This is a genomic window from bacterium SCSIO 12844 (assembly GCA_024397935.1).
Lineage (GTDB): Bacteria > Pseudomonadota > Gammaproteobacteria > Francisellales > Francisellaceae > M0027.
This window is the reverse complement of the sequence record CP073743.1, coordinates 2706890-2718111: the sequence shown is the minus strand read 5'-3', so window position 1 is coordinate 2718111 and position 11222 is coordinate 2706890. Positions and strand designations below refer to the sequence as shown.

Genomic DNA, 11222 nt, shown 5'->3' with positions numbered 1-11222 from the left:
GCTTAGGTGATTAAAGTAAAGTTATTTATTTTTTGCTGTATTAGCATTAGAAGGTGATGAAGATTTAGATGAGGATTGGGTTTTGTTATCTTTAGTGTTCTGTGGCGTATCTGTTTTAGTTTCATCATTGTCTTTTTTTGTATACTCAATAACTTGTGGTGGTGGATAATCACCAGAGATACTAACAAGTTTCCCATCACTAAAATTAACGTGTAACTGTTTTTCTTCCATTGTTGTATTGTAGTGTTTAATGGTATAAACATAATACCAAGTATTTTTATGGAATGGATCGACAATATCAGGTGAGCCAAGAATAAATTGAACTTGTGATTGGCTCATTCCTGGTTTTAATTGTTTAATATCTTTTTGAGTAATAATTTTACCTTGTTGTACGGGAGCGGTATAAGGTGTAAATAAGCTACAAGCATTTAAGCTTAAAGTGATGGCGACTAATAATGGGGCTAACGCTTTTTGACTGATCATAGTATAATACGCACTTAATTTTATTTTATAAAGTTATGACATGATAATCGAATCACGCGCATGACTCAATAACTAGTAAAAACATTACATTAATTAAAGCGAGTTTAGCAATATGTCAAAACAACAAGAATTGAAAGAGGCAGGCCTTAGAGTAACTCAGCCAAGGGTGAAAATATTGCAATTATTAGAAGCATCTAAAGGTGATCGTCATTTTTCTGCTGAAGAGGTTCACTATGAATTACAAAAGCAAGGGGAGCAAGTTGCTTTAGCAACGGTTTATCGTGTATTAGGCCAGTTTGAAAGTGCAGGGTTAGTCAATCGATTGAATTTGGGAGATGATCAAGCAGTGTATGAGTTAGTACCTGATCATCATCATGATCATATGATTTGTGTTTCTTGTCGTAAGGTAGAAGAGTTTTATGATGAGCTGATAGAGCAACGTCAGCATATTATTGCTGATCAAAAAGGCTATGATTTGGTAGATCATAGTTTATGTCTTTATGTGATTTGTAAGGATTGTCAGAAAAGAGAACGAAAATAATTTTTGTAGTTCTATTAAAATATTAGCGCTTTAAAAGCTTTCTGAGCCAAATAACTTTTGATCTATTAAGTCACAGAGTATATGGATGATTAATGTATGGCACTCTTGAATATGTGGTATTTTTTCTGAAGGAGCTAAAATATTGATGTCATTATTTTCTAATAAATTGTCAATGCCGCCTGATTTGCCGCCCGTAATGGCAATTACTTTACTGCCTTTTTCATGAGCAACGTGGATTGCTTGAATAATATTTTCAGCAAAGTTATCAGTAGATATTGCAATTAAAATGTCAACTTCAGAAGCGAGTGCATAAATTTGTTTTGAGAAAATCTCACGATAATGATCACCACTACCTATAGCAGTTAATGTTGAGACGTTTGAAGTTAATGCAATTGCAGGTAATGATGGGCGTTCCATCTCATAACGATTTAATAATTGAGCCGCTAAGTGTTGTGCATTTGCAGCTGCGCCATCATTTCCACAAGTAAAAATTTTACCACCATTTAGTAAGGTTTGTACAATTAAATCACCAGCTTGAGCAATTGGCTCACTTAAGGTATCAGCTGATGAGATCATCATTTGAATGCTATTTGAGAAATGTTCTTTTACCCGTTCGCTCAGTAGCATAATTTTCCCTTTGTTATTGATAAATGATAAAACTTTCGGTACTCTGCCACAATATGGGTTAAAGGTCAAACGAGGAATCTGATGAAATTATTGAATGAGCCAAGTTTTAGTGAAATCATTCAAAGAACATGGGAATTGTACCGACAGAACATTAAACGGCTGTTTATTATTGCCTTGATTGTGTCAGTGTTATATCAATTGTTTATTATATTTATGCAGCGTTCAGGTATGATCGATTTGATCTATCAAATGATGCAAGAAAATGCTAAGGGTCAAGATTTATCCGCATTTGCAGATAAAGTCACCTCAACAATGCATTTGGTTATTGCTACTGGTATTGTTTTTTATTTAGTAATTCTTCCTTTTGCAACAGCACTTTTTCAAAACGTTGTTGATGAGAGTTGGCAAGGACGTTCTCAGCCAATAACTAAACATGTTCAATTTGTTTTATCTCGTCTTATTGTTATTGCAATAGCGACATTATTTGTCTATTTACTATTAATGCTCTCAGTAATGGTATCAAGCATGATTTTTGGCATATTAGGTATTCTTGTTTATGCTGCTTTAATCATTTATATACCACTGATACTATATGATCAAAAAAGTGCGTTTAGTTCAATTAGTGAAAGCTTTAAACTAACAATTGGTGCATATACTAAGTCATTGGGTATAGCGTTTATCTGTTATATTTTACTTAATATTCCATCAATTGGAGAGTGGTTAATACAAAGTGCAACAGGTACGGATAATTCCTTGATATTTGGGATTGATGAAGTTGTTACTATTTTTCTTTCTGCATTTGTTTGGCCATTGGTTGCTATTTTAAAGTTAGCTTTATACTATGCATTAAAAGCTAGACGCTATAATTTGAAGGTTCAAAATAGCAATTTAAATTAACAATAGTTTTACAAATAATAAAATAAATTAATATATCAAAAAAAAGCCATATTTTCTTATAATTTCACCTTCCAACTAAAATGAAGAAAAAGTATTGCTTTTTGTTTGCAATGAGTTGACAAATTCTTAAGCCTAAGGGAAACTAGCATCCATAATTACCATTTGACTGGTTTTTAGAAAATTACAATATTTGGATTAATTTATAAGGAGAATTAAAATGACAGTATTAGTTGGGCGTCAAGCACCTGACTTTACTGCTCCGGCTGTCTCAGCAACAGGCGAGATTGTTGAAGCATTAAACTTTAATCAAGCACGTAGTGGTAAATATGCAGCGATTGTTTTTTACCCACTTGATTTTACTTTTGTTTGCCCATCAGAGTTAATTGCATTGGATAGGCGTGTTGATGCTCTACAATCACTTGGCGTTGAAGTGTTTGCCGTTTCAATCGATTCGCACTTTACGCACAATGCGTGGAGAAATACACCAATTGACCAAGGTGGTATTGGCCCTGTAAAATATACGATGATTGCAGATATTGATCATACGATTACAAAAGCTTATGGTGTAGAACATCCACAAGTTGGTGTTGCATTTAGGGGTACGTTTTTAATTGATCAAGGCGGAATTGTTCGCCATCAAATCGTTAATGATTTACCACTTGGTCGTAATATGGATGAGCTTGTGCGTATGGTAGAAGCATTACAATTTCATGAAGAGCATGGTGAAGTTTGTCCAGCTGGATGGAATAAAGGTGATACAGGTATGACTGCCTCACCTGAAGGTGTAGCAGCTTACTTAAAAAGCAATGCTGAAGAGCTATAGATAGAGTAAAATTTGACAAATTTAGGAAACTTAAAGATTAAGGGTTTGGTAATAATTATCTTTGTGCTGCAAAAAAGTAAATAATTTATGTAATCAGGCTTGCATTTTATTTTGATACTGACTAACTTAGGTGGTAATAAAGTGCTAGTTTTGGATTTTTTGCTTGAAATTGAAGAAAGTGGCGCATAAAATTCAGTTGCCGAATCAAAAGGACGCTTTTGGTTAACATTTATCATAACAAAAATGAGGAGAAAGGACGTGAGAGTAAAAACAATTGTTACTGCATTGACTGCCGGTATGATTGTTTCAGGTTCAGCAATGGCGGCTTCTTCGGATGTCGACGCTAAAATTGCAAACCTACAACAACAAATTCAACAGCTTCAGGCTCAGGTGAACAGCGGATCTAGCAGTTCTTCTATGAGCAAATCAAGTGGCAACACAGGTGGTGTTTCATTTGTTAAATACGATGCTGACTATACTCAAAAGATGTTAAATAACCAAGATTCAGGTGTTAACCGTGAATTAGCTATTTTACACTCACGTGAAAGTGGTCAGTTATCATCTAATTCAATCTATCTTGGTGGAAAAGGTGAGCTTCAAGCTCAATTCCGTCGCATGAATAGTGTCAATCAAGGTAATAATGTGGCTGCAGGATCTGCTGTAGGCACAACAGGTACAGAAATTGGTGCTGATAATTCAACTGCAATTGAATTACCTTATGCCAATGTGATCTTTACATCAACAATTGGTGACTGGGTAACAGGTTATGCTAATATGGCGGTACTTAACCCTGTAACTAATGATGTGGTTATGCCGGATGCTTACTTTGTTGTCGGTAATCTAGATAAAGCACCTGTCTATGCTTGGGGTGGTGTGAAAACTGTTGACTTCGGTGATTTCTCTATGGATAACACCTATATCCCTGGAATTACTCGTGCAGCTTTCTTAGCTTCAGGTGGTCAGTTTGGTGTTGGTTTCCATAATTATGGTGTGACAGCAACTGTGACATTAATGAATGGTAATGCAAATGGAAGCTTAAATGCTTCTAATCCAGGCGATCAAAGCCAACTTAATAACTTTGCTGCTAATGTTATGTATCAGCAAACATTAAATGGTAAGTTTACTTATCATGTTGGTACAGGCTATATTAATGGTACTGGCTTCCGTGGTGACAATTATAATACAGCAACTGGTCATGGTGATCGTGTTGGTGCTTGGACTGCGAATGCTGGTTTTGATGTTGCAGGTTTTGCATTATCAACTGACTTTGTAATGACAACTCAAAGTGTTTATGGTCTAGCAAATAATAGTGCGTTGAATCCAGTTGATCAAACTAACTCTTCTGGTAGCCCATGGCAGAATACTAACTTATTTAACTGGACTTGGATTGTTGGTTATACAGGCCAAATGACCAATGCTTTCAGTGGTGGTGCTATTCTAAAAGCTTGGGATGTGAATTCATCTTACTCTATGCCGTTGATGGGACATGACTCTGTGTTCTTCTTCAGCTATAGCCAGTTATTTCAAGATACTGACAACAATATTTATCAATTTACAGCTGGTGCTCGTACTAACGTTATTGATACATTGTGGTTTGGTCTTGCTTATAACTTTGCTGGTGGTAAGCTTAATACAAACTCACTTCAAGCATCAAATATTGTTCAAGCAGACGTTACAGTTTACTTCTAATTGTAGCTTTTGCTTATATCAATATAGACTATCTATTATTAAGTCGCCTTTTGGCGACTTTTTTCGTTTTAAATGTTATTAACAAATTTTTAGATTAATAAAGTGATTTAATATATAATCTTTGCTATTAAAATAACTTTATATGAGATTTGAAAATGACTTTTTATAATGATGCCTTATCTATTTTAAAGCAAAAAATTGGTGACTTTAGACCTAAATTTGGTTTGGTTTTGGGCTCTGGTTTAGGACCTTTAGCGGATGAAGTTGATGTTGTTGCAAAAGTGCCTTATGAAGAGCTACCAGGATTTTTTACTTCCAGTGTAGAAGGACATGCTGGAGAGTATATTGTTGGGTTTTATAAGGGCGTTGAAGTCATTTGTATGAGTGGACGCGTACATTTATACGAAGGGGCTCAATTTCAAGAAGTTGCTTTGCCCATTCGTATAATGAAAGGCTTGGGAATAGAGCATTTAATTGTAACAGGTGCAGCAGGCTCATTAAATCCAGAGAATAAACCTGGTGATGTTGTATTGATAAAAGATCATATTAACTTACAACCAGGTAATCCATTAGTCGGTCCGAATGATGACTTAATTGGACCAAGATTTGTGCCAATGGAAGAAGCTTATGATAAAAGCGCGCGGGTTTTATTTAAAGAGATTGCTCAAGAAATGGAGTTTGATTTGCCTGAAGGTGTCTATCTAGCAGTTTTAGGACCTTCTTTTGAAACACCAGCAGAGATTCGAGCATTTAAGCTTATGGGCGCTGATGTGGTGGCGATGTCTGTGGTACCTGAAGTTATCATTGCTAAACACTGTGGTTTGAAAGTAACAGGCTTTGCTGCAGTTACTAATATGGCATCAGGGATTACTGATGAACCAATTGCGCATGAAGATGTTTTAGTCTATGCCAATAAAGCCAGTGAAAAATTAATTAAGCTTGTTGGGCTTGGTATTGAGCGTTTAGCATTGCAGTTAACAACTTAATTAAAACTAAAATCATTAAGTCACGACTTTACAAATCCTATAATTTCCCTACAATACAAAAAGGAATATGTAATTTTTTGTGCGTATGCGTCAGATATTTGTAGATACAGAAACCAGTGGTTTTGAATTTAAAAATGGTCATCGAATCATTGAATTTGGTGGTGTTGAAGCAATTAACCGTAAATTAACTGGTAACGACTTACATTTGTATTTTAAGCCAGATATTGAGATTGAAGCGGGTGCCTTTGAAGTTCATGGTATTTCAAATCAGCGGCTAGAAAATGAGCCAGTGTTCGAAGATAAAGCTGATGAGATTATGAATTATTTAAAAGGAGCGGAACTTGTCATTCATAATGCTGGATTTGATGTGCCTTTTCTAGATTATGAACTAAGCCGAATGTCAAATAATACTTGGGGTATGCTAAAAGAGCATTGTGGTATTGTTGACACCTTGGTAATGGCACGTAAGATGCACCCAGGGCAGAGAAACTCATTAGATGCGTTATGTAAACGCTATATGATTAGTAATGCACATCGTAGTTTGCATGGAGCTTTATTAGATGCTCAGTTACTTGCAAAAGTTTATTTTGCAATGACAGGTGGGCAAACGCAACTAGCTTTAAATGAAGCTTCAGAAGTTAAGCGAGGTAATGATCAATCAAAATCGCTTGATTTTAGCCAGCTTAATTTTAAGCTAGCTAATTTGTCAGAAGATAGTGAAAAAGCACATCAAGCTTATATAGATTTATTAGATAAAAAATCAAAAAACGGGGCAGTATGGCGATTAATTAAAAAATAAAAATCCTTAAGTCAGTGGATTATTATTTAAGGAGGATTGTATGATTGGGCAAAATGTCACTGAAATTGAAGTCGGTCAAAAAGCATCGTTTAGTAAAACAATTACAGAGACGGATATTTATTTGTTTGCAGGTGTTAGCGGTGATTTAAATCCTGCGCATATTAATGAAGAAAAAGCTAAAGATACACGTTTTAAGAAGCGAATTGCTCATGGTATGTTAACAGCTAGTTTTATCTCAACAGTCATAGGAATGCAATTACCTGGTCCTGGTACGATTTATTTGGAACAATCTATTCGCTTTAAAGCGCCAGTTTATATTGGTGATACGATTAAGGCGGTTGTTGAAATTACATCAGTTGATGTTGATAAAAACCGAGTAAAATTGGATACTTTCTGCTATAACCAAGATGGTGAACTAGTCGTTGAAGGTAATGCATTGGTTATGCCACCATTAAAGGAGCGATCATTAAAAGAAGTAGGTTAATTTAACCGTTTCTGACACTTTGGTGACAATAATAATCATTTATGCTGATTTAATCTATAACATTGGTATTTTATAAGAGTATCTGTGGCTAATTTCTGATAAAATAACTGACAAATTTAAACTTATCTGATGCTTCAAGATGAGAGAATAGATAATACGTGGAGTAATAAATTTATGGCAGAGACACAATACGATTCATCAAATATTCGAGTCTTAAAAGGTTTAGATGCAGTTCGTAAGCGTCCAGGAATGTATATTGGTGATACAGATGATGGCTCAGGCTTGCATCATATGGTTTTTGAAGTGCTTGATAACTCGATTGATGAAGCGTTAGCTGGTTTTTGTTCTAATATTGAGGTTGTTTTACATACCGATGGTAGTGTTTCAATTCGAGATAATGGCCGGGGGATACCTGTTGATATTCACCCAGAAGAGGGGCGTTCTGCTGCTGAAGTCATTATGACAGTATTGCATGCTGGTGGTAAGTTTGATGATAATGCTTATAAAGTATCAGGTGGACTACATGGTGTTGGTGTTTCAGTTGTTAATGCCCTATCAGAAACTTTAGAGTTAAAGGTATGGAAAAATGGTAAAGCATATCAACAATTTTATAATGATGGAGAGCCTAAAGCACCGTTAGAAGAAGTAGGTAATACAGATGAAAAAGGTACGATGATTCGCTTTAAACCAAGTCCTATTACCTTCAGTCAAATTGAGTTTCAATACGATATTTTAGCTAAACGAATTAGAGAATTAGCATTTTTGAATTCTGGCGTTAGAATTCATCTAAAAGATCTAAATGAAGATCGTGATCAGGTTTTTCAGTATGATGGCGGTATTCAGTCATTTGTTGAGCACCTTAATCTTAAACGTACTGCATTGCATGACTCAATTGTATTTGTTAGAGGTGAAAAAGAAGGTGTTGTTGTAGAACTTGCATTACAGTGGAATGATGGTTATCAAGAAAATATTTTCTGTTTTACCAATAATATCCCACAAAAAGATGGTGGGACGCATTTATCTGGCTTTAGAGCTGGGTTAACTAGAACGGTTAACCAATATATTGAGCAAGAAGGTTTAGCGAAACGCCATAAAGTCAGTGTTACAGGCGATGATGCAAGAGAAGGCTTAACGGCTGTTTTATCGGTAAAAGTACCCGATCCTAAATTTTCATCACAAACCAAAGATAAGCTTGTCTCATCAGAAGTTAAACCAATCGTTGAGTCATTAATCTATGAAAAACTATCTGAATTTTTGCAAGAAAATCCAAGTGATGCAAAAACGGTTGCCAATAAAGTAATTGATTCAGCAAGAGCCCGCGAAGCAGCAAGAAAAGCACGTGAAGTTACAAGAAGAAAAAGTGCACTAGATATTGCAGGGCTTCCAGGGAAATTAGCAGATTGCCAAGAAAAAGACCCAGCTAAATCGGAATTATTTATTGTTGAGGGAGACTCTGCTGGTGGCTCAGCAAAACAAGCGCGTGATCGTAGAAGTCAGGCTATTTTGCCATTAAAAGGTAAGATTTTAAATGTTGAAAAAGCACGATTTGATAAAATGCTATCATCTCAAGAGGTGGGTACATTAATCAAAGCATTAGGTTGTGGTATTGGCCGTGATGAATATGATCCAGATAAACTAAGATATCATTATATTGTTATTATGACAGATGCGGATGTTGATGGTTCACATATTCGGACATTATTATTAACTTTTTTTTACAGACAAATGCCTGAATTAGTTAGTCGTGGTCATATCTATATTGCGCAGCCGCCGTTATATAAAGTTAAAAAAGGTAAACAAGAGATGTACTTAAAAGATGATCCAGCCTTAAATGATTATTTAGGTCAAATTGGTCTTGAAGGTGCAAAGCTTTATCCAAATGATCAAGCACCACCTATAACAGGTATTGGCTTAGAAAGTCTATATACGCAATATCAAAAAGTGATACAAATTGTAAATCAACTATCTAGGCGTTATCCTGAGTCATTTTTAAAATCATTAATTTACTATCAACCTTATCAGACTGATTGGCACTCTGAAAGCCAAGCATTAGACCAATGGTGGCAAACACTAGAAGCACACTTAAATAAACGAGCATTAAGCTATGAGTCTTATAAGACAACAACAGCCATTCGACATGAAGATGATAATGAAACTGTCCATCAGTTAGTGCTTAAGCGTTACTTTCATGGTGTTGAAACTGCTTATATTATTCCATTTACTTTTTTTGAGGGGAAAGATTATAAAGTAATTTGTGAATTAGGTGAGTCATTGCATGATTTAATTGGTGATAATGCAAGGGTTGAACGTGGTGAAAAATCACAGCCAATTGATCATTTTGAGCAAGCAATTGATTGGTTATTAAAAGAAGCCAAGCGTGGACAAAGTATTCAACGCTATAAGGGTTTAGGTGAAATGAATCCTGAGCAATTGTGGGAGACGACTATGGATCCTGAAACTCGACGTATGCTTCAAGTTTCTGTCTCTGATGCTGTGGCTGCAGATGAGTTATTTTCTACACTTATGGGCGATCACGTTGAACCAAGACGCGAATTTATTGAGCAAAATGCCTTAAATGTTAAAAATATTGATGTATAGCTTAATAGAAAAGTTGATTAGTTATGGCATTTGATTTAAGTGTAATTATTATTGTTAAAAATGAACAAAAAAATATTAGACGTGCACTTGAGTCAGTAAGTTGGGCTGGTGAAATTATTGTGGTTGATTCAGGCAGTAGCGATCAAACACTATCTATTACAAAAGAATATACGGATACTATTTATCACCAAGATTGGTTAGGTTATGGTAAGCAAAAGCAGTTTGCATTATCAAAGGCAACAAAAAAGTGGGTATTATCCTTAGATGCTGATGAAGAAGTTCCAGCTGCATTAGCTAAAGAAATTCAATCAATTTGCTTAAGTGATACTCAGATAGATGCCTATAAAATTACTCGAAAATCTTTTTTTGGTTTAAAGATGATTCGTTATGGTGACTGGAAAGATGATGCACCTATTCGACTATTAAAGCGAGTTAAAGGTCATTTTTCTGATGAGATTGTACATGAGAGTATCATCGTTGATGGCCAAGTAGAAAAGCTAAAAGCATTTTTATTTCATTATACGTATAATACAATAGCTGATGCGATAGCTAAGGCTAATGAATATAGTAGTTTAAGTGCCCAGAAGTTGTATAAAAAAGGTAAAAAATCTTCTTTAATTTTAGCTGTTATTAAAGGCACTTGGTCTTTTATAAGAAGCTATGTCATAAAACGTGGCTTTTTAGATGGTAAATATGGTTTTATTTTGGCAGGCTCTATTGCGCTCGGTACCTATTTGAAATATGTTAAGCTAGCAGAATTAAATCAGAAGCTTAATCGTTGTCAGTCTTAAATTTTCCATGTTTAGCTAAAAACTTAGTTAATGACTCTTGGATTTTGGGTGTTTTAGTTTGTTTGCATAGCTGAGATAGCGTTTTACTTGCTTTATATGAGATGTTATCTGGAATATCATCTCTTTTGGGTGGAATTAATTTTTCTACTTTTGCCATAGGTTCAATAAATAACTTAAGCTCAATACTTAAAAGATCACAAAATTCACGTTTTTGTCTTAATAGTTTTAAAATTTCACTGCGTTGCATATAGAATCTCGCGATAATACTTTGGCTTTCCGTGCCAAGTAATAATTTGGAATCTTCATAATTCAAAACTCTAGTATTTGATAATAATGCAAAATTAACGTTATCAAGTAATTGTTGTGCTTTATTGATATTTTCAGACCTTTTCGCAATTTGATGCAAAAATGAAGTTTTATCAATCAGAGTATTGATCGATTGTAAGCGTTTTTTTGTATCTTTTTTGGTGTTCATGGTGCAAAGGTCATTCAGTTATGCTTCAA

General features: G+C 34.9%; 12 protein-coding genes. 9 read left to right on the top strand and 3 right to left on the bottom strand.

Annotation, left to right across the window (positions count from 1 at the left end; genetic code table 11):
- Positions 1-21: 21 nt before the first annotated feature.
- Complete coding sequence (locus KFE69_12205) at positions 22-483, bottom strand: outer membrane protein assembly factor BamE (GenBank protein UTW42235.1); 462 nt, start codon at positions 481-483, stop codon at positions 22-24.
- Between the two features lie 112 nt (positions 484-595).
- Between KFE69_12205 and fur the strand changes: the two genes are divergently transcribed.
- Positions 596-1024, top strand: coding sequence for a ferric iron uptake transcriptional regulator (fur, locus tag KFE69_12200; protein ID UTW42234.1), 429 nt, complete (start codon positions 596-598; stop codon positions 1022-1024).
- Positions 1025-1054: 30 nt separating this feature from the next.
- Here the strand turns inward: fur and KFE69_12195 are convergent, their stop codons facing one another.
- Positions 1055-1651 carry an SIS domain-containing protein gene (locus KFE69_12195; protein UTW42233.1) on the bottom strand — a complete coding sequence of 199 codons (597 nt, stop codon included), beginning with the start codon at positions 1649-1651 and terminating at the stop codon, positions 1055-1057.
- Between the two features lie 81 nt (positions 1652-1732).
- Between KFE69_12195 and KFE69_12190 the strand changes: the two genes are divergently transcribed.
- The 8 genes from KFE69_12190 to KFE69_12155 all read left to right on the top strand — a co-directional run bounded on the left by KFE69_12190 (position 1733) and on the right by KFE69_12155 (position 10718).
- Positions 1733-2548, top strand: coding sequence for a hypothetical protein (locus KFE69_12190; GenBank protein ID UTW42232.1), 816 nt, complete (start codon positions 1733-1735; stop codon positions 2546-2548).
- Positions 2549-2765: 217 nt separating this feature from the next.
- A complete protein-coding gene (locus KFE69_12185; protein UTW42231.1) occupies positions 2766-3371 on the top strand; it encodes a peroxiredoxin C in 606 nt (201 codons plus the stop codon).
- Between the two features lie 258 nt (positions 3372-3629).
- Complete coding sequence (locus KFE69_12180) at positions 3630-5060, top strand: hypothetical protein (GenBank protein ID UTW42230.1); 1431 nt, start codon at positions 3630-3632, stop codon at positions 5058-5060.
- Between the two features lie 155 nt (positions 5061-5215).
- Positions 5216-6046, top strand: coding sequence for a purine-nucleoside phosphorylase (locus tag KFE69_12175; GenBank protein UTW42229.1), 831 nt, complete (start codon positions 5216-5218; stop codon positions 6044-6046).
- 85 nt (positions 6047-6131) lie between these two features.
- Positions 6132-6845, top strand: a complete 714-nt coding sequence (gene dnaQ / locus KFE69_12170; protein ID UTW44074.1) for a DNA polymerase III subunit epsilon — start codon at positions 6132-6134, stop codon at positions 6843-6845.
- A gap of 40 nt (positions 6846-6885) precedes the next feature.
- Positions 6886-7329 (top strand): MaoC family dehydratase, encoded by a 444-nt coding sequence (locus KFE69_12165; protein ID UTW42228.1) that lies wholly within the window; start codon positions 6886-6888, stop codon positions 7327-7329.
- A gap of 174 nt (positions 7330-7503) precedes the next feature.
- Entirely contained in the window at positions 7504-9927 is a 2424-nt protein-coding gene (gene gyrB / locus KFE69_12160) for a DNA topoisomerase (ATP-hydrolyzing) subunit B (protein ID UTW42227.1), read from the top strand.
- 23 nt (positions 9928-9950) lie between these two features.
- Complete coding sequence (locus tag KFE69_12155; GenBank protein ID UTW42226.1) at positions 9951-10718, top strand: glycosyltransferase family 2 protein; 768 nt, start codon at positions 9951-9953, stop codon at positions 10716-10718.
- On the opposite strand, the gene KFE69_12150 is transcribed toward KFE69_12155, so the two are convergent.
- Positions 10699-11193, bottom strand: coding sequence for a hypothetical protein (locus KFE69_12150; protein ID UTW42225.1), 495 nt, complete (start codon positions 11191-11193; stop codon positions 10699-10701). The two genes, KFE69_12155 and KFE69_12150, sit on opposite strands and share 20 nt — an antisense overlap.
- Positions 11194-11222: the final 29 nt, after the last annotated feature.